Origin of the sequence: Zhongshania guokunii, from assembly GCF_040892635.1 — a bacterium.
In the GTDB taxonomy this organism is placed as follows: Bacteria; Pseudomonadota; Gammaproteobacteria; order Pseudomonadales; family Spongiibacteraceae; genus Spongiibacter; species Spongiibacter guokunii.
This window is the reverse complement of the sequence record NZ_JBFRYA010000001.1, coordinates 236550-261561: the sequence shown is the minus strand read 5'-3', so window position 1 is coordinate 261561 and position 25012 is coordinate 236550. Positions and strand designations below refer to the sequence as shown.

General features: G+C 50.1%; 26 protein-coding genes. 6 read left to right on the top strand and 20 right to left on the bottom strand.

Annotated features, from left to right (window positions below; genetic code table 11):
• Positions 1–42: 42 nt before the first annotated feature.
• Both AB4876_RS01180 and AB4876_RS01175 read right to left on the bottom strand, forming a co-directional pair.
• A complete protein-coding gene (locus AB4876_RS01180) occupies positions 43–849 on the bottom strand; it encodes an enoyl-CoA hydratase-related protein (RefSeq protein ID WP_368379825.1) in 807 nt (268 codons plus the stop codon).
• Positions 850–1229: 380 nt separating this feature from the next.
• The gene (locus tag AB4876_RS01175; RefSeq protein WP_368379824.1) at positions 1230–2267 is read right to left on the bottom strand and encodes an AraC family transcriptional regulator ligand-binding domain-containing protein; all 1038 of its coding nucleotides are present in this window, start codon (positions 2265–2267) and stop codon (positions 1230–1232) included.
• A gap of 246 nt (positions 2268–2513) precedes the next feature.
• On the opposite strand from AB4876_RS01175, the gene AB4876_RS01170 reads away from it, so the two are divergent.
• The 5 genes from AB4876_RS01170 to AB4876_RS01150 all read left to right on the top strand — a co-directional run bounded on the left by AB4876_RS01170 (position 2514) and on the right by AB4876_RS01150 (position 7883).
• Positions 2514–3257 carry a hypothetical protein gene (locus tag AB4876_RS01170; protein ID WP_368379823.1) on the top strand — a complete coding sequence of 248 codons (744 nt, stop codon included), beginning with the start codon at positions 2514–2516 and terminating at the stop codon, positions 3255–3257.
• Positions 3258–3336: 79 nt separating this feature from the next.
• A complete protein-coding gene (locus tag AB4876_RS01165; RefSeq protein WP_368379822.1) occupies positions 3337–4488 on the top strand; it encodes an iron-containing alcohol dehydrogenase in 1152 nt (383 codons plus the stop codon).
• Positions 4485–4928 (top strand): acyl-CoA thioesterase, encoded by a 444-nt coding sequence (locus AB4876_RS01160; RefSeq protein ID WP_368379821.1) that lies wholly within the window; start codon positions 4485–4487, stop codon positions 4926–4928. Before AB4876_RS01165 ends, AB4876_RS01160 begins: the two co-directional genes overlap by 4 nt.
• 72 nt (positions 4929–5000) lie before the next feature.
• Positions 5001–5858: an acyl-CoA thioesterase domain-containing protein gene (locus AB4876_RS01155; protein WP_368379820.1), complete on the top strand. Its 858-nt coding sequence runs from the start codon at positions 5001–5003 to the stop codon at positions 5856–5858.
• A gap of 492 nt (positions 5859–6350) precedes the next feature.
• Positions 6351–7883, top strand: a complete 1533-nt coding sequence (locus AB4876_RS01150) for a BamA/TamA family outer membrane protein (RefSeq protein WP_368379819.1) — start codon at positions 6351–6353, stop codon at positions 7881–7883.
• 31 nt (positions 7884–7914) lie between these two features.
• On the opposite strand, the gene AB4876_RS01145 is transcribed toward AB4876_RS01150, so the two are convergent.
• Positions 7915–9537, bottom strand: coding sequence for an acyl-CoA synthetase (locus AB4876_RS01145; protein ID WP_368379818.1), 1623 nt, complete (start codon positions 9535–9537; stop codon positions 7915–7917).
• 211 nt (positions 9538–9748) lie between these two features.
• Here AB4876_RS01145 and AB4876_RS01140 point away from each other — a divergent pair, with 211 nt between their 5' ends.
• Positions 9749–10144 (top strand): YbaN family protein, encoded by a 396-nt coding sequence (locus tag AB4876_RS01140; RefSeq protein WP_368379817.1) that lies wholly within the window; start codon positions 9749–9751, stop codon positions 10142–10144.
• A gap of 96 nt (positions 10145–10240) precedes the next feature.
• Here AB4876_RS01140 and AB4876_RS01135 read toward each other — a convergent pair whose 3' ends face one another.
• The 17 genes from AB4876_RS01135 to AB4876_RS01055 all read right to left on the bottom strand — a co-directional run bounded on the left by AB4876_RS01135 (position 10241) and on the right by AB4876_RS01055 (position 24981).
• Positions 10241–10627 (bottom strand): group III truncated hemoglobin, encoded by a 387-nt coding sequence (locus tag AB4876_RS01135; RefSeq protein ID WP_368379816.1) that lies wholly within the window; start codon positions 10625–10627, stop codon positions 10241–10243.
• A 76-nt stretch (positions 10628–10703) separates the two neighbouring features.
• Complete coding sequence (gene der / locus AB4876_RS01130; RefSeq protein WP_368379815.1) at positions 10704–12113, bottom strand: ribosome biogenesis GTPase Der; 1410 nt, start codon at positions 12111–12113, stop codon at positions 10704–10706.
• Between the two features lie 51 nt (positions 12114–12164).
• Positions 12165–13316 carry an outer membrane protein assembly factor BamB gene (gene bamB / locus AB4876_RS01125; RefSeq protein ID WP_368379814.1) on the bottom strand — a complete coding sequence of 384 codons (1152 nt, stop codon included), beginning with the start codon at positions 13314–13316 and terminating at the stop codon, positions 12165–12167.
• The gene (locus tag AB4876_RS01120; protein WP_368379813.1) at positions 13316–13993 is read right to left on the bottom strand and encodes a YfgM family protein; all 678 of its coding nucleotides are present in this window, start codon (positions 13991–13993) and stop codon (positions 13316–13318) included. Before AB4876_RS01120 ends, bamB begins: the two co-directional genes overlap by 1 nt.
• A gap of 73 nt (positions 13994–14066) precedes the next feature.
• Complete coding sequence (gene hisS / locus AB4876_RS01115) at positions 14067–15353, bottom strand: histidine--tRNA ligase (protein WP_368379812.1); 1287 nt, start codon at positions 15351–15353, stop codon at positions 14067–14069.
• 53 nt (positions 15354–15406) lie between these two features.
• Entirely contained in the window at positions 15407–16519 is a 1113-nt protein-coding gene (gene ispG / locus AB4876_RS01110; RefSeq protein ID WP_368379811.1) for a flavodoxin-dependent (E)-4-hydroxy-3-methylbut-2-enyl-diphosphate synthase, read from the bottom strand.
• Positions 16516–17307, bottom strand: a complete 792-nt coding sequence (locus AB4876_RS01105; RefSeq protein ID WP_368379810.1) for a helix-turn-helix domain-containing protein — start codon at positions 17305–17307, stop codon at positions 16516–16518. The genes ispG and AB4876_RS01105 overlap by 4 nt, the downstream gene beginning before the upstream one ends.
• A 10-nt stretch (positions 17308–17317) precedes the next feature.
• On the bottom strand, positions 17318–18118 hold the full coding sequence (pilW, locus tag AB4876_RS01100) for a type IV pilus biogenesis/stability protein PilW (RefSeq protein ID WP_368379809.1): 801 nt from the start codon (positions 18116–18118) through the stop codon (positions 17318–17320).
• A 20-nt stretch (positions 18119–18138) separates the two neighbouring features.
• Complete coding sequence (gene rlmN / locus AB4876_RS01095; protein WP_368379808.1) at positions 18139–19299, bottom strand: dual-specificity RNA methyltransferase RlmN; 1161 nt, start codon at positions 19297–19299, stop codon at positions 18139–18141.
• Between the two features lie 30 nt (positions 19300–19329).
• On the bottom strand, positions 19330–19758 hold the full coding sequence (ndk, locus tag AB4876_RS01090) for a nucleoside-diphosphate kinase (RefSeq protein WP_301028891.1): 429 nt from the start codon (positions 19756–19758) through the stop codon (positions 19330–19332).
• Between the two features lie 186 nt (positions 19759–19944).
• A complete protein-coding gene (iscX, locus tag AB4876_RS01085; protein WP_368379807.1) occupies positions 19945–20145 on the bottom strand; it encodes a Fe-S cluster assembly protein IscX in 201 nt (66 codons plus the stop codon).
• A gap of 36 nt (positions 20146–20181) precedes the next feature.
• Positions 20182–20520 (bottom strand): ISC system 2Fe-2S type ferredoxin, encoded by a 339-nt coding sequence (gene fdx, locus AB4876_RS01080; protein WP_368379806.1) that lies wholly within the window; start codon positions 20518–20520, stop codon positions 20182–20184.
• A 10-nt stretch (positions 20521–20530) separates the two neighbouring features.
• On the bottom strand, positions 20531–22390 hold the full coding sequence (hscA, locus tag AB4876_RS01075; protein WP_368379805.1) for a Fe-S protein assembly chaperone HscA: 1860 nt from the start codon (positions 22388–22390) through the stop codon (positions 20531–20533).
• Positions 22391–22429: 39 nt separating this feature from the next.
• The gene (hscB, locus tag AB4876_RS01070; RefSeq protein ID WP_368379804.1) at positions 22430–22969 is read right to left on the bottom strand and encodes a Fe-S protein assembly co-chaperone HscB; all 540 of its coding nucleotides are present in this window, start codon (positions 22967–22969) and stop codon (positions 22430–22432) included.
• A 25-nt stretch (positions 22970–22994) separates the two neighbouring features.
• Positions 22995–23318, bottom strand: a complete 324-nt coding sequence (gene iscA / locus AB4876_RS01065; protein ID WP_368379803.1) for an iron-sulfur cluster assembly protein IscA — start codon at positions 23316–23318, stop codon at positions 22995–22997.
• A gap of 35 nt (positions 23319–23353) precedes the next feature.
• Positions 23354–23740, bottom strand: coding sequence for a Fe-S cluster assembly scaffold IscU (gene iscU, locus AB4876_RS01060; RefSeq protein ID WP_344935558.1), 387 nt, complete (start codon positions 23738–23740; stop codon positions 23354–23356).
• A gap of 26 nt (positions 23741–23766) precedes the next feature.
• Positions 23767–24981, bottom strand: coding sequence for an IscS subfamily cysteine desulfurase (locus AB4876_RS01055; RefSeq protein WP_368379802.1), 1215 nt, complete (start codon positions 24979–24981; stop codon positions 23767–23769).
• Positions 24982–25012 lie beyond the last annotated feature (31 nt).

Genomic DNA, 25012 nt, shown 5'->3' with positions numbered 1-25012 from the left:
GTGACGGTGAGATAATAAAATCGTGGGGGTTAGCGCTGTAGGCTAGCCCTGTGCTTGGCGAGGAAAATTCGGCTCACGCTTTTCAATAAAGGCTTTCAAGGCTTCGCGGTGCTCATCGCTATTGCGGCAGCGCTGAAAGTTCTTAATTTCCTCGGCAATGTAGTTTTCACAGCTCATTTCTTGGGCATTCTTTAGATTTGCCTTAATACAAGCCAAGGCGTTAGTGGGGCCTTCGGCCAAACGAGTGGCCAGTTTAGCCACATCGCTCTCTAATTCAGCGTCGTCACAGACTTTACTCAACAAGCCACTAGCAAAGGCCTCTTGAGCGCCGTAGACCGGATTTAACAGGCAAAACTCCCGCGCCTTGCCCGCGCCCATCCATTTGCTTAGGAAATAAGCGGCCGCAAAATCCCCCGACAAAGCAATTTTGGTATGGGCATAGCCTAGGCTGGCACTGCTGTCGGCAAGCCTAAAATCGCAGGCTAGCGCTAATGACAAACCGCCGCCCATGGCGGGTCCACGAATCATCGCAATTGTCGGTTTGGGCATTTCATGCAGCAACATCGCCGCCTCAGCACCCACTCGCAACAGTACTTCGGTAGAATATTTACGAGTGTGCTCGGCGCCAAGGGCCAAGTTTTTGATATCGGCACCCGCACAAAATGCATCGCCAGAGCCTTCGAGTACCACCGCGCCAATACTGTCATCCTGCGCTGCGTCACGCAGACTGCGGTACAGGGTTGTGATCATATCTTCGTTGATGGCATTTTTAAGTGCGGGACGGCTTAGGGTGACGTACAGCACGCGTCCTTGACGGCGAACACTGACTGGGGCGATATCATTACTCATTATTTTATCCTGTATGTAACTTATTAGCGCTGGCGACACACCTAGCCCTGCTAAGCGAAATCACGGTTAACACTATCGTCTTTTTTGTCCTTAAGCTCAACTCGCGAGCTTAAATATAGGTGTTTTACACAGTCCGAGATCTTACAAACAGCTAACTCACCTGAATCTCGACGCTAACCGTCACTGCTACTTTTTTCACACAAAATACTTTAAGGCTAAGTGATTATTCGTCCAAGTGCGGCTATTCACGCCGCAAGCAACGGCGACATGCACCTCAGGGAAAATAAAGGTTTCAATCATTACAACGCTCTCGCTGATAATACTACCATGCGGTGGTCGTAGCACTTTATGCCGCGCGTCGTTCCACTAGCCAGCAAAAACTATTTTTTCCGGAAATCTCGCGGTGACTGCCCATGCCAGCTGCGGAAGGCCGCAGAAAAGGAGCTTTGATCCATATATCCCAATAAAAAAGCTATTTCAGTGATACTTAGGCGCTCGTCATGTAAATACTGAACTGCCAGTGTGGAGCGCAAATTTTGCAGCAGCTGCAAATACTGGGTGCCGGCGTCGGCCAAGCGCCGCTGCAAAGTTCGGCGCGAGATATTGAGTGATGACGCCGCCCGATCTAAACCGATATCGCCGCTCGGTAGCAGCTTGAGTAAAGTTTTGCGCAGCGCGACGATAAAGTCGTTATCTTCGCCGTCTTCAAACAAATGGCGAATTGGCTGGGCTAGAGCCAACGCCCATTCGCTATCGGGCCGAATCAATACGTAATCGAGGCTGGCGGCGTCTAAGTACAAACAGCTCTTGGCTTTGGCGAAGTGCAAGTTGTCGCCAAATGCCTGCTTCAAGACACTGAGGTCATCTGGCTGCGCGTAATTAAAATGTGCCGCGCGGATCGGAATTTGACGAACACAAGCCGAGTTAACAATGGCCGCAGCAACGGTAAGCGAGGCGTCACTGACATAGCGTTGATTGTTGTTTGGTGGCGTGAGCACTTCCCAGTCGAGGCGAATAAACTCGCCATCGCGGCGCACTTTAAACTCACCAATATCACCTACAATACTCAGCACACTGGGCATAATATTGAGGTATTCGCGAAAAGTGCTGCAGCCGGAGCAGGCGTACAATTGCAGGTTTAAATGGCGAATATAATCTATGCGACCAATATACACACCGATATCTGGAATGCCACTTCGGCGCGCAAACAGCTCATGCAGTGTGTATAAATCTGCCACGGGATAGCGCCGCTCGGCGTCATTCAAGCCTACCGGCGTAAGCCCTACTGCAGCAACAAGCTCAGCAACATTTACACCTAAGGCTTGCGCCGCTTGCAACAAGGCTTTAAATGCAGAGCTATGCACGGTGCGCATGGCCGCGGTAACTGTATTTATGGGTGACGGTTTGGACACAGGCATTATTATTGGCGCAAAAGAAAACCCTAGTGTAAGCGAGCCGAACAGCGCTTAACACTAGTACGCGGAGGTTTTACTGGTCATCGACAAAGTTTCCGAGCCAAATATATGCCGTGCTTAACGCTAGGATAAGCGCCTAGTACTAGCCATAGACCTATACCGTCACTCGACTATAATGTTTTCCGTACACACATTGCCCATATACTTTAACTTGCTCACAGAAGCTTAGCGCTATTAACGGGAGATACTTTGACGTTTACCAGCCTTGCCACACCTAGCTATTCCAAAACGCGAGCGCACATCGTAACTGCCCTTGCCGCAGGCCTAATCATCGCAAATACTGCGCAGGCAGATATAAGCGTAACTGCCCACATATCAACTATTGGCCCCGGAGTGGAATTTGGCTACAAATTCACGCCAAGCCTCGGCTGGCGGGCGGGGTGGCAGCAGTTTGCAACTGACTTTGATTTTAAGCCCGAGGACGAAAACGGCGTGCCCGGTGACGAGCTAAATTACAACGGTAATTTAAATCTTAAAAATGGCAGCGTACTTGCAGACTGGTATCCATTCCAAGCGCGACTGCGGCTCAGCGCCGGCTTGCTACTTAATAATAGCGCCACCAAATTAGTCACCAACTGCCAAACCAATACCTCCGGAGCAGCGCCTATTGCCAGTAATTGCGAAATAGGCAGCGCCAGTGTACCCAGCAGTGACATTGACGAACTGCGGATTGCGATCGACTTTGAACAGTCCATCGCGCCCTACCTCGGTATTGGCTGGGTATTTCAACCTGATAACACATGGTTTCTCAGCAGCGACCTTGGCTTTGCCTACTTAGGCAAAGCCAAGGTCGACATTCAATCGTCAGGCTCCTGTAATACCGCCAGCACCTGCCGCGCGCAATTAGACCAAGAGGAACGGGAATTAGAACACGACATGGAGTCTCTTAAATTTTTCCCTATTGCCAAACTGAGTTTGGGGTACCGGTTTTAAGATTTACTCGCTAACATTTTTAGCACTATAAACAGGCACAGCATAATAATGATTCACCCGCTGTTGAGGGCGCCTAGCAATGAGTACATTTGAGTTTCACACCACCAAGTCTATTATTGTAGAGCGCGACGCGGCGATTAATCTTGCCGCGCGAGTGCAAGCCATGGACTGCGCATCAGCACTGATCGTCACGGACCCTGGTGTGCTTGGCGCGCAACTACTCGACCGCGCCCTAGAAAACTTTAAACAACAGCATATCGCCGTGAATATTTTTTCAGAGGTGCTTGCCGACCCGCCCGAGTCTGTCATTTACGCCGGAATCGCCGCCGCTGTGGCAGCCAATGCCGACTGTATAATTGGCTTTGGCGGTGGCAGTTCCATGGACGTAGCCAAATTAATTGCCCTACTCGCCAGAGGCAGCCAAGAACTGCCCGAGGTCTACGGTGTCAACCAAGCTAAGGGACCACGGCTACCCTTAATACTGGTGCCGACCACCGCTGGAACCGGTTCCGAAGTCACCGCCATTGCCATTGTAACCACCGGCGAAAACGAGAAAAAAGGTGTGGTATCACCCCTGCTGCTACCCGATATCGCCCTCCTCGATGCCCGCCTAACCCTTGGCCTGCCGGCGCCGGCGACTGCCGCCACCGGCATTGATGCCATGGTGCACGCCATTGAGTCTTATACCAGTAAACGCCTTAAAAACCCGATTTCCGACGCCCTCGCTAAAGATGCGCTGCGCTTGCTCTCGGCCAATATTCTCACTGCCTGCGAACACCCTAATAACATTCAGGCTAGGGAGAATATGCTGCTGGGCGCCTGTTTAGCGGGTATGGCCTTCGCCAACGCCCCTGTCGGCGGCGTCCACGCGTTAGCCTATCCAGTGGGGGCGCGGTTCCATGTACCCCACGGCTTGTCAAACTCCCTCATGCTCGGGCCGGTGTTGCGCTTTAATATGAGTGATGCCGAGGCCCTGTATGCCGAACTTGCCGACGTGGTCTACCCCGCTGCCGGCGGCAGTAATTTCCGGCGCGCCAGCATGCTCATCGAGTATTTACAAAATATCCCCGCGGAACTGGGAATAGCCACCCGCCTTAGGGATGTTGGTATTAGCAACCGAGATATTCCGGCTTTAGCTGCAGACGCGATGAAGCAAAGCCGCTTACTGATTAATAATCCCCGCGAAATTCAATTGAACGACGCACTAAACCTTTATAAGGAGGCCTTGTGAGCGATAAGCCCGCCCTTCCTCGCCGCGATGAATACCCTCATTTCTGTGAGATCCAAACCCGCTGGCACGACAACGATGTCTACCAGCATGTAAACAATGTGATTTATTATTCGTTTTTCGACACCGCGGTAAATCAACATTTGATTGCCAGCGGCGCCCTCGACATTGCCACTAGCGCCGCTATTGGCCTCGTCATTGAAACCCAGTGCCAGTATTTCTCCTCGGTGAGTTTTCCCGATCAAGTAAGTGTAGGACTGAAAGTCATTCACTTAGGCAATAGCAGTGTGCGCTATGAAACCGCCTTATTTCGTAACGACGAATCCACCGCTGCCGCCAAAGGCCACTTTGTACATGTGTATGTTGATCGCAAAAGTAATCGCCCTGTAGCAATACCTGATCCGGTCCGCGAGGTTTTAAAAGGGCTGATGACTAGCGCATAAAGCTACGCTAAAACTACTTTATGAAAATGGATTCGCTGGTATGCTGACATGGAAATTAATGGAGTTATTTTTATGTCTGATCCCTTACAGCAGCTTATCGCGCTACTCACCTTAGAGAAGATTGACGAGAATCTATATCGGGGCCAGTCCGAAGCCACCGATTGGGGCCGAGTTTACGGTGGCCAAGTAATTGCCCAGGCACTTTCAGCAGCAGCTCAGCAGGTAGAGCCCGACCGCCACATTCACTCATTTCACTCTTATTTTCTGCGGCCAGGAAACCCCGATTACCCGATTATTTTTGAGGTAGAAAGCAATCTAGACGCCGGCACTATATCTAACCGCCGAGTAAAAGCAGTGCAGCGCGGCCAGCCAATTTTCTTTATGACCAGCTCCTTCCAGCTGAATATCGACGGCTTTGACCATCAGTCGACAATGCCTGAAGTACCGCCAGCCGAAGAACTGCCCAAGGAACTAGAGTTATCTGCAGAGGCAATAAGCCTGGCGCCAGAAGAGTGGCTGCCAAAATTTAATGCTGTGCGCGCCATCGACTTTCGCGCCGCCAGTCATAACGACCCAAACCACCCCAGCACAAGCAAACGCATGTGGATGCGGCCCAACGGCCCGCTGCCAAACAACCGCTGTATTCACAATTACTTACTAGCCTATGCCTCTGACTTTTTCTTTTTATCTACCGCCAGTCAACCTCACAACATCCTATTTATGACCGATGACATGCGCATGGCCACCATCGACCACAGCATGTGGTTTCACCGCCCCTTCGACTTTAACGACTGGTTACTCTACGACATGGACAGCCCCAGCGCCTCTAATGGACGAGGTTTTGTGCGCGGTAAAATTTATGATCGAGCCGGCCGCTTAGTCGCCAGCAGCACCCAAGAAGGCATTATGCGTAAAAAACGTGGCGCCTGAAGCCAAGCCTACGCCCTTTTTATCACCATGTTCAATTTGTCAGCAAGTGCCGGATTAGATCGCTAGTGACAGGGACGCCGCCAGAGTATAAAAATGGAGATTTAAGCGCGAACAAATGCTCATCTCACGCATCTCTGCCGTCTCTAATTCCAAACGCTGTCATTATTCAGCGCTTCCTTAAGCATTGCTTAATAATTGAGGTATAGCCTGCAGGCATTGTGGTAATAATAAATGGGATTCCCAATGCTTATACCTCGGCAAACTCCGGCAGTCATACTGCTAACGGTTTTAGGTACAAGTAGCTGCCCGCCCGCTTTCGCCCAAGATAGCAACAACTTTGAAGCTAAAAAAGAATGTTTGATAAAACAGGAGAAACGAAATAACGTTAAATATCAGCCGCACAATTTAAATATGCCAGAACCGGCTATAGATAAACCCAACAGTACTGCCTCCACTAGCAATCGCCCCCCAAATATAGGCACGATCAACATAGTGGTTAAACCTATATTTGACGAAGAAAATCCAAAAGAAAATAATTGGCTGTTTCGCTTGGCTAACCGTCTACACATTCCAACCAGCAGAAAAGTTATTCGTGATGACTTATTATTCAAGGTCGATGAGTCAATAGATCAAAACCTATTAGACAGCAGTGAGCGCAGCCTTAATACCCGCCGCTATCTCAACCAAGCCTCGGTAGAACACGTCCAAAATCCCTGCACTGGCCAAAGCGAAGTCAATGTCGAGGTCCGCGATGTATGGACCTTAAAACCGAAGCTCAGTTTTTCGCATTCTGGAGGTAACAGCAATTCCAACTACGGCTTTGAAGACAGTAATTTTCTCGGCACCGGTAAAGCGGTGTCAATTATGCAGTTCAGTAATGAACAGCGCTCTGGCAGCATTATCGATTACCACGATCCCAATACCGGCGCCTACAATAGCCAACTCCGACTGCGCTATTCAGACAATGACGACGGTATCGAAAAGCGCATTACCCTTAACCGCCCTTTTTTAGATTTAAGCACCAAGTGGACTGGCGAGGTCAACCACGATGACACCACTATGTCGGAGTCTAGCTATGTTGGCGGGGAAAAAATTGCCAATTTTGGCCACCGTAAAATAGTTAACTCTGCCAATTACGGCCGTCGGATAGACTCTTTTTCAGTCGACGGTAAATACGCCAACCGCGTAATTCTAGGTGTCAGCAAGGAAGAAGACCTGTTCACACCAAGCGTGGACTCGCTCACATCGAGGGTATTACCGGAGGGACGCTCAAACAAAAGCCTGTGGTTTGAGTACCAAAATATTCATGACGGCTATATAAAAACCAGCAATGTTCGGCAGATAAATCGCGCTGAATATTTCAACCTTGGCAATCAATTTCGGGCCCGCTTTGGCTTTGTAACATCAAACCTCAATAGCAACGACGACGGCTATATTATTCAGGCAGAAAATAACGTCGGCACAATACTCAATGAAAACCATATGATTTTGCATAACATCGTATTTAATGGCCACTACACCGACAACGGCCTTGTAGACAGCGTATTAGAGAGTGACGTGTCCTGGTATTGGAAAAACATAAGCTACGGCCAATTTTTGACCCAATTATCGGCGTCGAAAGGCTATAGCCTCTATCAAGACCACAATATTGTACTCGACGGCGACACCGGCATGCGCGGTTACCCAAGTCATTACCAAACCGGCGACCGCAAAGTACTATTTACCATGGAACAACACTTTTTTGGTGAGCGGGAGTGGTTCTCGCTATTTCATGCCGGCACCGCGGTGTTCTTTGACGCTGGCCGCGCCTGGGGCGACGCTAACGGTTCCGCGCTCGCTGAAACTTCAGGAAATACCGGCTGGATTAAAGATATTGGCATTGGCCTGCGCTTGTCCCCCACCAGAACAGGTAATAAAGAAGAAGGGGCCCACGGCGTACTCCACATGGACATAGTTAAACCCTTAGACCGCAGCGACGGCATATCCAACTATCAGTGGCGACTAAGTACTGAGAAACGCTTTTAGACGCATATCGCGTGGCGTCGCAATCTGTATGTCAGGCTACCGCACCTTTGCCACTCTCGGCATAGGCCTTAGCCATTTTATAGTCCGGCTTGCCACTAGGTGCCCTAGGCAGCTCAGCAATAAGGTGAATTTCCCTAGGAATTTTGTAGCCCGCAATATGTTTACGGCAGTGCTCTTGAATACTATATAAGTCAAGCGCACTGCCTTGCCGGGGCTGGATTATCGCGCTCACTCGACTGCCAAAACGCTCATCGCCAAGACCAATGACCAGTGCATCATAGACGCCGTCATGGGCCTTTAACGCACCTTCCACTTCTTCGGGAAAAATCTTTTCACCGCCGCTATTAATACAATTGCTGCCCCGTCCCAAAACCGTAATAGAACCATCTGTTTCAAGCTTGGCGGCATCGCCAGTCAGCAAGTAACGCTTGCCTTCTAGTTCAATAAACGTCTCAGCGGTTTTAACTGGATCCTTGTAATACCCTGCGGAGGTATAGCCCAAACGGGCAAAAATACCGGTCTCACCAAGTTCAGCACGACGTGGCGGATTGGCCTCTACCACAATTACGTCCATATAATCGCTGCGACTGACATTACCCAAACCTGCTGCGGTTTTCTTGCTGCCGTTATCCATGCCCATTTGACCGCTTTCGGAAGAACCAAAACTATTAGTAAGGTATACATTAGGAAAATACTTTTTAAAGGCCGCCTGCTTAACCTCAGAGAAAATTGCGCCACCTGAACCGATGCTAAAAACGGCGGACAAATCCCAGCGATCAGGGGTCTTGGCAAGGGCTTCTAAAAGCGGAATAGCCATAGCATCGCCGACGATCTGCAAGGTGTTGACCTTTTCATCGGCGACTATCTGCCAAACTGCCGCGCCATCAAAGGAGCGATTGTGATTTAAGATCAAGGCATTGCCTGCCAATAGCTGAATACACGCATACCACCACGAGGCTCCGTGTATTAACGGCGCAAGGGCAATTCCCCGCATTGGCCACTCGGTGATTCTAGTTGCAATGTCCTCAGGCTGTTCACACGCCCCTAAGGGCGAAAAATGACCACCGCCGCCCATTGCAGCGAAGAAGATGCTCTTATGAGGCCACATCACCCCTTTTGGCATGCCCGTAGTGCCACCGGTATAAATAACAAAGTAATCGTCGCCGGAGCGCTGAGTAAAACCACGGTCGCTACTTTGGCCAGCCTTTGCAGCCGTGTATTCCACCGCGCCGATCATCGCCAAATCAGCGCGGCTATGGTCTTCTACTGCCACCAGAACTTTAAGGGTTTTGGCGGCTTCGCGCACAGCCGCAATTGCGGGGACAAACTCGCGATGGTGAATACAGGCCACCATATCGGCATTATCAAAAATATACAGTAGCTCTGATTCTACATAACGATAATTAACATTGATTGGCACCGCACGAATTTTAAAGCAGGCCAGCATAGCCTCGAGGTATTCATTGCCGTTGTACATATACAGGCCAACATGATCCCCCGCCGCAACACCTTGCTGGGCCAGATAGTGGGCCAATTGGTTAGCGCCACGGTCTAGCTCGACAAAGCTGAGGCGACTGTCACCGCACACCAGAGCGTCCCTCGTTGGTACCGTATCGACCACTGCTTCAAATAAATCGGCAAGGTTAAACTGCATAGCCAGTTCCATATTATTAGTAGAGCGGAAAACTTCGCACCCCAGGGATTTTACCTGATAAACATAAAGGCCCTAAGCACTAAAATAAACACATATTAATGGCATAAACGTCGATCTGAGCACTTGGCAAAATTTGGCTTTGCCTAAGCGCTAGGGTTTACTCTAGAGTAGTGGCAGAAAAAATATCTGCACGAGGGCTTAATCACCAACAATGAAAACCCCATACCAACACCGCAACCCCATCATTCGCTACGCCCTATTCAGCCTTGGCTGGATATCCTTTGCGCTTGGCATGATTGGTTTACTGCTACCAGTAATTCCCACTTCGCCATTCTTGCTGCTTAGCGCCGCCTGCTTTTTACGCAGTTCACCGCGCTTCTATATTTGGCTTACGGAACACCGTTGGTGGGGCCGCTATATTCGTTATTTTTTAGACGGCCAAGGTATTCCACGGAGCATAAAAGTGCTTATTCTCAGCATGCTGTGGATTATGATTTTGAGCAGTGCACTCATTATTGTTAAAATTTTCTGGGTGTCGGTGACGATGGTGATTACTGCCATGGCGGTGTCTGTTTATATTATTAGGCTGCCGGAACCACAAGAATGACAGCGGCTGCATGCTTGATGGGAGACGAGAGACGCTAAAAGCGTCAGACCTCAGATATTTCTTAGCGTCTCCCGTCCAGCGTATTGCAAGCTGACCTCAGACGTTCAAAGCCTTAGCCATATTAGCGGCAATACTGCTGGCAACTTTCTTAGCACGCTCAGCCTTATCACCACAAAAATGCTCATCAATCGTCGCCACAAAATGCGCTAGCCAAAGTTCAAAGTCACTGGCTAGCAGCGCTTGTTTACCGTGTAACTGACGATGGATATTCATGGTGTGACGATGATAGCCGCCCTCGCCTAATAGCAATTTTCTCCAATAAGCTTGTATACGAGGGAAGTGCTCACGAATATCAATATTGGCAACATCGACAAATATCGGCGCCAAGCGCTGGTCGGTCAGTAAGCGCGCGTAGAATGCCTCGACAAAAGCAGTGATGTGCTCGGCGCTATCAAGATCGGGCTTATTGGCGGTATTAGTCATAATAGGATTAGATTCAGACAGGGCCTAAGGATCGCACCTCGAGCCCTGTATTGCGGTGACTTAATCACCGCGAGACTTACTTTTTCTTTTTGCTGGATTTTTTGGCAGTAAATTTCTTTAATCGTTGTTTATGCTCAATTTGCCGCTTAGTGAGGACATTTTTCTTACCCTCATAGGGATTTTCTGAGGTTTTAAACTCAATTTTAATGGGCGTACCCATCATTTTGAGCTCACGACGAAATACTTTCTCCAAGTAACGGGTGTAGCTGCCCGGTACTTTTTCGGTCTGATTACCGTGAATAACGATAATTGGCGGATTCTGACCACCTGGGTGTGCGTAGCGCAGTTTAATACGACGGCCATTGATCATCGGAGGATTATGATCGTGTACTGCGCCTTCCAATATGGTGGTGAGCATACGCGTTTGTAATTGCCGGGTTGCCGACTCATAGGCCTTCTCTACTGATTCATAAAGATGGCCAACACCGGTGCCGTGCAGCGCAGAGATAAAGTGAATCTCGGCAAAATCGATAAACTGTAAGCGACGATCCAACTCGCTTTTAATATGGTTTTTCTGATCCGCGGTAAGGCCGTCCCATTTATTGATAGCAACGACCACTGCGCGCCCAGAATCAACCACCTGACCGAGCAAATGTAAATCTTGATCGACGATACTCTCGCGACCATCCATAACAAGGATGACGACATTGGCGTCGTCTATCGCCTTTAGAGTCTTAACAATCGAGAATTTTTCGACCGCTTCTGAGATGTGCTTGCGCTTGCGAATACCGGCGGTATCAATCAGGGTATAATCTTCACCTTCGCGCTGGTAGTTTATATATACGCTGTCGCGAGTTGTACCCGGCTGGTCATACACCACCACCCGATCTTCACCGAGCATACGGTTGACCAAGGTCGATTTGCCCACATTGGGTCGACCGACCACGGCAATTTTTTTACCCGTTGCTAGCGCCGCCTGCTTGTCTTCCGCCTCTTGGGGGAACTTGGCCAACACGTCGTCCATCAAGGCGCGCACGCCTTTGCCCTGAGTCGCCGTTAAGGGGTAGATATTCTCTGCGCCAGTTTTGTAAAACTCAGCTTTGGCCACTTCGGCGTCGACGCCGTCGACTTTATTGGCCACAAAGAACACAGGCTTGGAGCAGCTGCGCAGATGCTTTATCAAACCTTCATCGGCGGGCATTAAACCGGCGCGGGAATCCAGCATAAGCAAGACTGCATCGGCTTCATCAATGGCCTGCATTGACTGTTGCGCCATGGGCCCATCGATGCCCTCTTCGTCACCATTGATACCGCCGGTATCAATAACAATATAACGACGGCTGCCGTGGCTTGCCTCGCCGTATTTACGGTCGCGGGTGAGACCGGGGAAATTAGCCACCAATGCATCGCGGCTTTTTGTGAGCCGGTTAAACAGAGTTGATTTGCCGACATTGGGTCGGCCTACCAAGGCGATTACTGGAACCATAATATTTTACAACTCTGCTCGGCACACAGCCGGTATAAAACGTATCAAAAATTAACGGTCTTGCAGTTTATAAGCGACGAGTTCGCCGCTATTTCCGTAGACATACAATAATTTACCATCGGCGATCATAGGCGCACGCAGGCCGTCACTATCAACGCGGGTACGCGCCAATAAATGACCATCAACCTGGGCTAACATATGTAAATAGCCTTCAAAATCACCTACCCCAATCGCACCGTCAAAGGCGACCGGCTCAGTTAATTCCCGGCGCGCCAAAACTGTTTGCGTCCAGCGAGCACCTTGACCATTGCCATCAAGGGCATTGACGCTGCCATCGGCATCTACTACGTAGATATTCCCCAGCGCACTGGCCGCGCCCACATAACTGGAGGTTTCTTTAACCCACAGCGGACGACCACTGCCAATATCAATACCCATAACCTGACCTTGATAGCCAGTGGCTACCACGGTTTGACCATCTTCTAATGCCAAGAGACGGCCATCAACATCGACCAAACGCTCAATTTCGGTACTTCCCTTTGGAACCGAAATTCGCTGTTCCCAGCGCACAGCGCCGTTTTCAATATCAAAGGCGACAACACGGCCATTGGCAAAACCAACCATGACCACGCCGCGCACAATTAGCGGCGTACTCGTGCCGCGCAAGGTTAAGCGCGGTACCTGCGCCGCGTAGCTCCACAGCAATTTGCCATCGGCAGCGCTAAAACCGTGAACTTCACCGCTATAAGTTTGCGCAACTACCACGTCACCGTCACTCTGCGGCGCGCTAAGCACTTCGCTGTTAACGGGAGTTGTCCAAATGATTTTACCGGTCAGGCGGTCTAGGGCGACTACTTCGCCATCTGAAGTGCCGAGGAACAACATGGTACCCGACACGCCAACGCCACCGGAGATACGTAAATCATGGGATTTTTTCCAGATTTTCTTACCGGTATTTTTATTCAGGGCAGCAATTTTACCGTTGGACGAAGCAATAAAAATTTCGTCGCCGTCAATCACTGGCGCAATGCGGTGAAACGCTTCGGCCTGGCCGTCACCCAAAGAATAAGACCACGCTTCTTTCAGCTTTTTTTCAGCGTCAAAATCCGTGAGATTTGCTGGGTCTCGACTTGTTGGATCAGAGGCACAGGCAACAACCATTAGCGTAGCCAGCACGACACTGAGCTTGCGTAGTAAAGCCATTATTGAGCCCCTTCTGCAGTATTGGTGGCGACATTTAAATCGTTAATTTTTAAATCAAGCAAAGCATTATTACTTGGTATTTCCTGCGCTTGACTCAAACGTTTGGCTTCTTGATAAGCGCTCAAAGCACCAGTTTTATCGCCCTGAGAAAATAAAATATCGCCACGCAATTCAGCTGCCTGTGCTGCATAGCCGCTGTCGGCCACGTCTTTTAGCAACGCAAGTGCCGCAGAGTTGTCTTGCAATGCAAAATGCACTTGCGCTAAGCGCAGCTGCGCCTGCGCTTTTAAGGCTGCGTCTGGACGCTGAGCCAACACCCATTCCAATTCGCTAGCCGCAGCCTCGTAATCGCCTTCTTGGACTGCGTATTTCGCTTTATACAAGCCGGCGAATTGGCCGTAACTAGAACTGCTATATTGATCTTTTAAGGTATCCGCCAAATGCTTAGCTGTACTTTGGCTTGTGCCATCACGCTGCACAGCGGCATCAGCCAACATTAAATTGTCAAAAATATTCGACGCTTGCGCGGCTTGATCCTTCAGATGTCCCTGCCAACCCTTCCAGCCAAAAACAATTGCCAATGCTAGGGCAATACCAAAAGCCGTCGACTTACCGTTTTCCTGCCACCATCTTTTAATGGCTTCGACTTGTTCTTCTTCTGTGCGAAACGTTTCCACTTAACTTCCTCTCCGACGTAGGCAGTGCCTTAAAAATAGAGTCTTAAAAAAAACAATATGTAAAAATTAACTTTTAAACCGTGTTAAAAAAATGTTTGCCAATGTAGTCAGGCAAATCGGCCAAGGCCACTAACTGTTGTTCGCTCTGGGTGCCGCGCAGTGATTTAACTGCCGCTTGCCCCTTGGCCAGTTCATCTTCGCCAAGCACAATCGCGACTGCCGCGCCGCTTTTGTCGGCTTTTTTAAACTGGCTTTTAAAACTGCCACCACCACAATTTATCAACACCCTTGCACTGGGCAAGGCGGTACGCAATTGTTCAGCAATCGTCAGCGCTGCAATTTCAGCGCCCTCGCCCACAGATACAATAAATACATCGGCCAAAGCCGGCATTTCTGGCACAACAGCTAAGGTTTCTAGCAATAAGCACAACCGCTCGATGCCCATAGCAAAGCCCACTGCGGGGGTTGCCTTGCCACCGAGTTGTTCAACCAAACCGTCGTAGCGACCACCGGCACACACGGTACCTTGAGCACCGAGTTTATCGGTAGTCCATTCAAACACTGTAAGACCGTAATAATCCAGCCCGCGCACTAACTGCGGGTTGAGCTTATAGGGAATACCGGCGGCGTCAAGACGTGCACACAAACCCTGAAAATGCGTGCGCGACACCTCGTCGAGGTAATCTGCCAGCACCGGCGCAGCCAGTAAGATTCCTCTGGTTTTGGGGTCTTTGGTGTCGAGAACACGCAGCGGATTCGTACCCAACCGACGCAGGCTGTCTTCGTCTAAATCGTCTTTAAAGCCAGACAAATAATTAACCAGCGCCTGTCTGTAATTGGCACGCGACTCGGCGTTGCCAATACTGTTTAGCTCCAGGGTTAGCGCCTCGCTAATACCAAGCTCTCGCCACAAACGCGCACTGAGCAATATCAATTCAGCGTCGATATCTGGCCCAGTCATACCAAAGGTTTCTACACCAACTTGATGAAACTGACGCAGACGACCTTTTTGGGGGCGCTCGTGCCGAAACATTGGGCCGGTATACCACAGGCGTTGAATCTGATTATGCAACAAACCATTCTGGTCGCAGGCCCGCGCACAGCTGGCCGTACCCTCTGGACGCAGGGTTAGGCTGTCGCCATTGCGGTCTTCAAAGGTATACATTTCTTTTTCGACAATATCGGTTACTTCACCAATGGAGCGCTTGAATAACTCGGTGTGCTCAACAATGGGGAAACGAATTTCACTATAGGCATAGCGACTGAGAACATCGCGAATGCGGCCTTCCAGATACTGCCACAACGGCGTTTCTGTGGGCAGAATATCGTTCATACCCCTAATTGATTGTATACGTGCCAAAACTGATTCCTGTTTGCCGCTGCCGCAGCACTGCTAAATAAATGCGAAAAGCCTTAGCTGCGTGCTATAAGGTCTTTTTCCTGTTCTGCTTTAACGGCGATCTTTTCCCTAATCAGTTTCTCGAGATGATCCACCAAGCCTTCATTCTTTACTTTATGATCTGGCTTACCCGCCACATACACCAAATTATTTGGCGTACCGCCAGTTAAGCCGATTTCGGCCTCTTTGGCCTCGCCGGGACCGTTGACGATGCACCCAATCACCGCCACATCAAGGGGAATGGTTACATCGTCAAGACGTGCTTCCAGCTCGTTCATGGTGCTGATCACATCAAAATTCTGCCTTGAGCAGCTCGGGCAGGCAATAAAGTTGATGCCCTTAGTCCGCAGTTTGAGGCTCTTTAGAATCTCATAGCCAACTTTCACTTCTTCGACTGGGTCGGCGGCTAATGACACGCGAATAGTGTCGCCAATGCCGTCCATTAGCAGCAGACCTAAGCCTACCGCCGATTTAACCGTGCCACCACGCAGGCCGCCCGCCTCGGTAATTCCCAAGTGCAGGGGCTGGTCAATTTGAGTGGCTATCTGGCGGTAAGCTGCCACGGCCATAAATACGTCGGAGGCCTTAACGCTGAGCTTAAAATTCTGGAAATCTAATTTATCGAGAATATCGATATGGCGCATGGCAGATTCTACCAAGGCCTCAGGGGTTGGCTCACCGTATTTACGCTGTAGTTCCTTTTCTAAAGAACCAGCATTGACGCCGATGCGAAGCGGAATATTGTGGTATTTGGCGGCGTCGATAACGGCGCGCACTCGATCTTCGCGGCCGATATTACCTGGGTTAATACGCAGACAATCCACGCCGTATTCGGCAACCTTAATCGCAATTTTATGGTCGAAATGAATATCGGCTACTAGCGGCACCGACACTTGCTTGCGTATTTCGCGAAACGCTTCCGCCGCTTCCATACTCGGCACAGAAACCCGAACAATATCAGCACAGGCTGCTTCTAAGCGTTTAATTTGAGCAACGGTGGCAGCAACATCACAGGTTTCGGTATTGGTCATACTCTGCACAGAAATCGGCGCATCACCACCCACGGCGACGTTACCGATATGAATTTGCCGAGATACTCGACGCTTTATCGGAGAGGCCATTTTCATAATTCACCTACCTGTACACGTACTGCGTTACTATTTACCAAAGCGTTCAACTCTACTTTCCTACCATTGTAACGGCTGACAACTGCTGGCCAATACGCCATGCTAATCGTGACTGGACCCTGCACTTGAAGATCCAGTTTCTCGCCTTTTTCTTGCACGCCACTAAGCACCAGCTGATTCTGCACGTCGCGCAATTCCACCCATACCGACTCGCTAAATTCAAATTCCAGCGCAGCTAATTTACCGTCGCCGTCAACTGGCTGAATTTTGTCTTCCGCTTTTGCGGTATCACTGTCGCCACCTAGCAAAACCTCACCTAAAGAGGGTTCGCTGTGAATTGACGTTAATGGCGCCATACGCTCTGGCAATACCGTAACCGACAATTCGGGCTCAGGGGTGCCGCCATAAATCCACACCGAGAGACACCAAATAAACAACGTCAGCAGTAAAGCTGAAATCAACCCTGCATTGCCCGGCGCTCGCGCTTGGCTCTGAAGCCGAGCAGGTTTTTGCTCTTTGCTCTCTTCTTCACGGCGGCAAATTCTGTCGCAGTCTTTGAGCAACGGCACTTCGTCTAAGCCCATATAACGGGCGTAACTCTTAATATATCCCCGCGCAAAGAGCGGTGAGTTAAAGCGTGAGTAATCATTATTCTCAAGCGCTTCAACGTAGCTGTTTAGTAAATTCAGCGCTTCGGCAGTTTCAAGCACCGTTTTACCTGCACTAATGCGTGCATCGTATAGAACTGAACCCGGTGGCCCCGGGTAGTATTGCTGATTTCCCGGCATGAATATGTCCTTAACGACCTTGCTCTATATAGGCTTTATACAGAAGATACTCTTCCGATTTAGGATATAAATTCTTCAGTGCCAACGCAAAGCTAGCATGGGTATTCTTGTCATCGAATTTATCGGCCAAGCGAATTCCTAACCACAATGCGCTGGCAGATTGATTAGGGTTTTTACTACGAAAAGCATCGTAATAGCGCTGAGCTTCGGCAAATCGTTCCATCCGAAAATACACTTCAGCCAAAGACATTAACACATTGGCATCATCACCCTGCATGAGGAAAGCGCGCTTAAAGGCTTCCTCTGCTTTGGGCAATTCATTTAATTGCATATAGCAGCGACCGAGATTAACAAATGCCTCAACTCGCTTTTCGTACAGTAATTCCTGCACCACTACTTCTAGCTGACTCGCTGCTTCCGCGTAGCGTCCGCGCGCATAGAGAAACGCTGCGTAATTGTTTCTAACCCGCGACACCTTAGGCGCCATAGCAATTGAGCGCTGATAATATTTTTCAGCCATTTCCAGCTCACCGGTATTTTGAAATACCAACGCCAGTGCTTCCAATGTTTCTGGGTTGTTCTTATCTTTTTCTTCTACGTACTGCAGATGGCGCTTGGCCTGGGCCCAATTACCCTGCGAGATGTAGTTGCGCGCTAATTGCAGTGAGGTATCGAAGGCCTTCTGCTCATCTTTTTTTGACGCAAAACCGCCATCTTGGGTGGTAACACAAGCTTGTAGTACGACCAGTGTCAGCGCCGCTAGCGTAACTCGGGCTAATACGGTGATGCCTTTTTTTCTTAACCACGACATGCAGTACGCTCCCTTAAAAATTAAACTAGGCGAATCGGCTGCGCTAGCTCTGCCTTTTGGCGATGACGCTCACTGCGTTTGGTACGATCTTGAACCTGACCAGCTAATTGGCCGCAAGCGGCGTCGATATCGTCACCGCGCGGCGTGCGCACGGTCGTTACATAACCTGCCTCAGTCATCACTAGCCAGAAGCGATTTACCGCGTTATTGCTTGGCCGTTTATAATTCGACAGCGAAAACGGGTTAAAGGGAATTAAATTTACTTTACAAGGCAGGTCCCGCAATACCTCAGCCAATTCTTTGGCGTGCTCTACACTGTCGTTAACCCCTGCGATCAAAGTGTACTCAATAGTTACAACACGATGAGTATCTTCTTGCTTGGCAATATAGCGCTTACTGGCGGCCAGCAATTCGGCAATAGGGTATTTTTTGTTAATAGGCACCAGCTGACTGCGCAATTCATCATTAGGTGCGTGTAGCGAAATAGCAAGGGATACCGTGGATACATCACCAAGCTTATCTAGCATGGGCACAACTCCCGAGGTACTCAGGGTGACTCTGCGCTTAGACAAACCGTATCCAAAATCGTCGAGCATGAGGCTCATGGCCTCCACCACATTGTCAAAATTCAGCAGTGGCTCGCCCATGCCCATCATGACCACATTGGTCACAATACGCTTATTGCCGTTGTTGAAACCGTCGTAAGACTTAATCGCCAACCATACCTGACCTATTATTTCTGAGGCGGTAAGGTCACGCATAAAACCCTGTTTGCCCGTTGCACAAAAACTGCAATCGAGGCTGCAACCCACTTGCGAGGACACGCATAGGGTACCGCGCTGACCATCGGGAATTAATACAGTCTCAACGAGGTTATTACCACCCACTTCTACCGCCCATTTGCGGGTGCCGTCGATGGAGTCGAGCTGTTTTACTACGGTCGGGGGACGAATCTCGGCAAGCTCCTGGAGCTTGGCCCGCAAGGGTTTGCCGAGATTGGTCATTTCATCAAAATTATCGATCCCCGAGTGATGTATCCACTTGAGGATCTGCTGGGCACGAAATGGCTTTTCACCAATAGAGCTGAGGTAAGCCTCCATATTCTTGCGAGACATCCCGAGTAAATTCACTCGGGGCTGCGCTACAAGCTCGGTGATTTCGGTTTGATTTTCTGTTGCCATGATCGTGCCCTGCAATGAGTGTGGACGTGCTTAAACGCGGTCACACAGCTCACTGGTAGCGAAAAAGAACGCAATTTCACGCGCAGCAGATTCTTCTGAATCTGAACCGTGTACCGCATTAGCATCGATTGATTCAGCGAAATCAGCGCGAATAGTACCAGCCGCTGCTTCTTTTGGGTTGGTAGCGCCCATCAGATCACGATTTTTCAGTACCGCGCCTTCGCCTTCTAAAACCTGCACAGTGACAGGACCAGAGGTCATAAAGTCGATCAGCGCTGGAAAGAAAGGACGGCCCTTGTGCTCAGCGTAAAAGCCTTCAGCCTGTTCGCGGCTCAAACGCAGCATTTTAGCGGCAACAATGCTTAAACCGGCTTTTTCAAAACGGCTGTAAATTTCACCAATAACGTTTTTGCTAACAGCATCAGGCTTGGCAATGGAAAGGGTACGTTGAACGCCCATCGGTCTTTCTCCAAAAAAGTAAAACAATAACAACGGGCAAAGTTGCCCAGCGCGAAAAATCGTCGAATTATACGCGTATTAGAGTCAAATAGGTACGCGAGTGAGGCTCAGACAGCAGGATATAGTATGGGTTTCGACCCAGAATAGTTTTTCTACCAGAATTAGCCCCGGCTGCTGACGGATAATTCAGTCCTGCTCGTCGAGCCATGCGGATTGAATCGCTTCCAGCACCTTCTCACCGCTGCGTTTTGGGTCATCGTCGAAATCGTCCAGTTCAATCACCCACTGCCGCAAATCGACGAAATTAACGTAAGTTGGATCAACATCGGGGAACTTCTCCGCCAACTCAATCCCAATATCCAGCACATCTGTCCATTTCAGCCCCATACCCAGCCTCTCTTTAAGCCTATGCCCTGCGGGCCATTAATGTTGTTCAGACACCATATTAATAGTGTAGCGGGGAATTTCGACCACTAAGTCGCGATCACTGACCACCGCCTGACAGCTAAGGCGCGAATCTGGCTCTAAACCCCAGGCCTTATCCAGCATATCCTCTTCAAGCTCATCAGCCTCATCCAGCGAGTCTATGCCCTCACGAACAATGACATGACAGGTTGTACAGGCGCAGGATTTCTCGCAGGCATGCTCAATATGGATACCATTGGCGAGCATAACGTCGCAAATGGTTTCGCCGCTAGCGGCCTCAAGCACATCACCTTCAGGACAAAGCGCTTCGTTTGGCAATACAATGATGCGTGGCATCGTGGCTTCCTTACAATTCGTCTACTCGCCGGCCGGCGAGTGCTTGGTTAATACTGGCATCCATGCGCCGTTCGGCGAACAGCTCGCTGGCTGCACCGACGATTTCAATATGCTTGGCAATACTGGCCACTGTGCCCTGCTCACGCTCATGGTGCAGCACTTCCATTTTAGCTAACAAATCCTTTTGCTCGACTTCACTGAGCATCGCTTCGCCGTCTTGCAACAAGGCCGCCGACAAAGCTTGCAATAAAGAGTCCGCCTCTATTTGCTGTTCACGCAGTGCGCGGGCGTCCTTATCTTGCACCGCCGCTTCCCAAGAAGATTTGAGCATGTCAGCAATATCAGTGTCATTCAAACCATAGGCAGGCTTAACCGCAATATGACTCTCGACCCCAGTGCTCTCTTCAGTGGCAAATACCTGCAACAAACCGTCGGCATCAACCTGAAACTTCACTTTAATACGCGCTGCGCCCGCGACCATCGGCGGAATACCCTGCAATTCAAAGCGCGCCAGTGAGCGGCAATCTTCAACTAGCTCACGCTCGCCTTGCACCACATGAATGGCCATCGCGGTTTGACCATCTTTAAAGGTGGTAAATTCCTGCGCCATCGCCACGGGAATGGTGGTGTTACGATGAATCACCTTCTCGGTCAAGCCGCCCATGGTCTCAATACCCAAAGACAGCGGTATTACGTCGAGCAACAACATTTCGTCGCCGCTGCGATTACCAACTAATTGATCGGCTTGCTGGGCCGCGCCCAAGGCGACAACCCTATCCGGATCGAGATCAACCAAGGGCTCGCGACCAAACCACTGCGCCACTCGCTCGCGCACACGGGGCACCCGAGTGGAACCCCCAACCATCACCACATTGGCAATGTCTTCACTGCGCAATTTGGCATCGCGCAGGGCGCGCTTACAGGCGCGGATTGCAGTGTCGATCAAGGGGTCAACCAGTGTATTAAACTGTTCACGACTCAGGCTTTGGTGCAATTCGCCCAGTACCAAGTCAACCGCATCAAGGTCGCTTAAGGCTTCTTTGGCCTTGCGCGCAGCAGTCAACAAGCTGCGCTGCTGGAACACATCCAAATCTTGTAAACCCGTTTCAGCAACAAACCAATCGGCAATAGCGTGATCAAAATCATCGCCACCCAAGGCTGAATCACCGCCAGTGGACAGCACTTCAAATACACCCTTGGTGAGCTGCAACACCGAAATATCGAAGGTGCCGCCGCCCAAATCAAAAACGGCGATAGCCATTTCATCTTGCTGATCTAGGCCATAGGCCACTGCAGCTGCCGTTGGCTCATTGAGCAAGCGCAGCACATTAATACCGGCAATTTTGGCCGCATCTTTGGTAGCTTGGCGCTGGGCGTCGTCAAAATAAGCGGGCACGGTAATCACCGCACCAGTCAGCTCGCCGCCTAAGGTTTCTTCTGCACGGCTGGCGAGACTTTTTAAGATCTCTGCTGATACCTGCACTGGCGAAATATCGCCAGCACGAGTGCGAATCTTGACCATATCTTGGCCTTGATCCAGCAACTCATAGGGCAACATTTTTGCCCCGGCCGCCGCGGAACAATCTGCGAAAGAGCGGCCCATGAAACGCTTAACTGACAACAAGGTATTGCGGGGATCAGTACTAGCACCAGCTAAAGCCGAAACGCCCACTACGGTTTCGCCGGTTTCGGAGTAATACACCGCTGACGGCAGTAAATGCTCCCCGCTAAGGTCCGCCAGAGTATCAGCGTTGCCATTGCGCACGCTGGCAACCAGCGAATTGGTGGTGCCCAGATCAATGCCCACCGCCAGCTTACGCTGATGCGGCTCGGGGGTTTGTCCAGGTTCTGAAATTTGCATCAAGGCCATAAGGGGTTTCTGAACTCCCGGCGTTTTACACGCCTTTTATCAGTAGTCGAGCAATTCGCTCTCTTTCAGTTCAGCTTCACTGCGCAGCTTTTCTAAAAACTGAAGCTTGGCGTAAGCGGCCAGTGCTGAGTCGAACTGCTGTTGATTGTAGGCTTGTGAAAAAGTACTTTTCTGACTATTCGCGGCGCCGTCTAAATCCCGATAAAACGCGTCTAGCGCCTGCTCTGGGTCCTTGGCATCCTGTAATTCCGATAATTCCTCGCGCAGCTGCATTTGCTGCATAAGAAACTCAGGGTCTTGAAACGTGGTGGATGACATATCGCTATTCACCCCGGCCAATTTCAGCAAATAGGCAGCCCGTCGCGTTGGCGACACCAAGGTTTCATAAGCTTCATTGATGAACGAGGACTGCTGCACTGCCAAGCGTAAATCGCGCTCAGAGCCATTGGCAAAACGATCGGGATGCGCCTCGCGCTGCAGCGCGCGATAGCTGCTCGTCAAGGCAGGCACCTCAATTTCATAAGCCTGAGGGACGCCCAACAGCGCAAAGTAATTTTCTTGGGGATTAAATACAGACATAGGTTTTGGCCAGCCGGCAATGCCGCTAGACAGTGAAGCTCTCACCGCAGCCGCACTCAGCCGACACATTGGGGTTGTTAAATTTCAGGCCCTCATTAAGACCCTCCTTAACAAAGTCCAGTTCAGTGCCGTCTAAATAAACCATGCTTTTAGGGTCGATATACACCGCAGCGCCATCTTTTTCAAAGACCTGATCTTCGGCTTGGGGCTCGTCAACAAACTCCAACACATAAGCCATACCGGAACAGCCTGAAGTCCGCACACCTACGCGAATCCCCAAACCTCGGCCACGACCAAGCATTTGCTTTTTAATGTGACTAGCTGCTGCACTGCTTACTGTAACTGGCATGCACTCTCCCCTAATATCTAATGCGAGCGATCAATTCAGGATACGGTTCGTTTCTGACGGTAGTCAGCAACCGCGGCCTTGATCGCATCTTCGGCCAACACTGAACAGTGAATTTTCACTGGCGGCAGCGCTAACTCTTGAGCGATTTCGGTGTTTTTAATCTGCGCCGCTTCGTCAAGGGTCTTGCCCTTAACCCACTCGGTTAACAATGAGCTAGACGCAATCGCCGAGCCGCAACCATAGGTCTTAAACTTGGCATCTTCTATAACGCCCTGCTCATTCACCTTGATCTGCAGACGCATAACGTCACCGCAGGCCGGCGCACCGACCATGCCGGTGCCAATTTCATCAGCGCTATCGTCAAACTTACCGACATTGCGTGGATTCTCGTAGTGATCGAGTACTTTTTCGCTATAAGCCATAATATCGTCCTCTCAATCTTAGCCGCTTAGTGAGCTGCCCATACAATACTGTCTAAATCGACGCCATCTTGATACATATCCCACAAAGGCGACAATTCCCGTAATTTTTCAACTGCTGCGCGCACCTGTTTAATCGCGTAGTCAACTTCTTCTGCCGTAGTAAAACGGCCAAAAGAGAAACGCAGTGAGCTGTGCGCCAACTCGTCATTCAAACCCAGCGCCCGCAACACATAAGACGGCTCTAAGCTCGCCGAGGTACAAGCAGAGCCAGACGAAACCGCCAGATCTTTCAGCGACATAATCAGCGACTCACCTTCAACAAAAGCCAAACTGACATTCAAATTACCAGGCAAACGCTGCTCAAAGTCACCGTTTACAAAAACCTGCTCCATGTCTTTCAGGCCATTCCAAAACTGGTTGCGCAAGGCCAAGGCATGCTCTGCATCTTGAGCCATTTCTAAACGGCCAAGCTCACAGGCCGCGCCCATGCCCACAATTTGGTGGGTTGGCAGCGTACCCGAACGCATACCGCGCTCGTGACCACCACCATGCATTTGCGCCTCCAAACGGATGCGGGGCTTACGGCTTACATACAAAGCGCCAATACCCTTGGGACCGTACATTTTATGGGCAGACATCGACAGCAAGTCAATTTTCATCGTCGCCATATCGATAACGACTTTACCCGCGGTTTGCGCCGCATCAACATGAAACACCACGCCGTTTGCGCGACATACTTCGCCAATCGCTGCGACATCATTAATGGTGCCAATTTCATTGTTGGCGTGCATTATGCTGACCAAAACTGTGTCATCACGCAGCGCAGCAGAAATCGCCTCAGCGGTAATCAAACCTTTTTCGGTTGGGTCTAAATAAGTAACTTCAAAACCTTCGCGCTCTAATTGGCGACAGGTATCAAGCACCGCTTTATGCTCGATTTTGGAGGTAATAATGTGCTTACCTTTTTTGCTGTAAAAGTGCGCAGCACCTTTGATCGCAAGGTTGTTTGACTCGGTAGCACCGGAAGTCCAAACAATTTCACGCGGATCAGCATTGAGCAGGTCAGCCACTTGGCGACGGGCGTTCTCAACGGCTTCTTCCGCCTTCCAACCAAACATATGCGAGCGTGACGCCGGGTTACCAAAGGTACCGGTCGTGGTCAAACAAGCCATCATCTGCTCAGCCACACGAGGATCAACCGGTGTGGTTGCAGAGTAATCTAAATAAATCGGCAATTGCATACACTTCTCCAAAACCTTGATGCGGCTACCA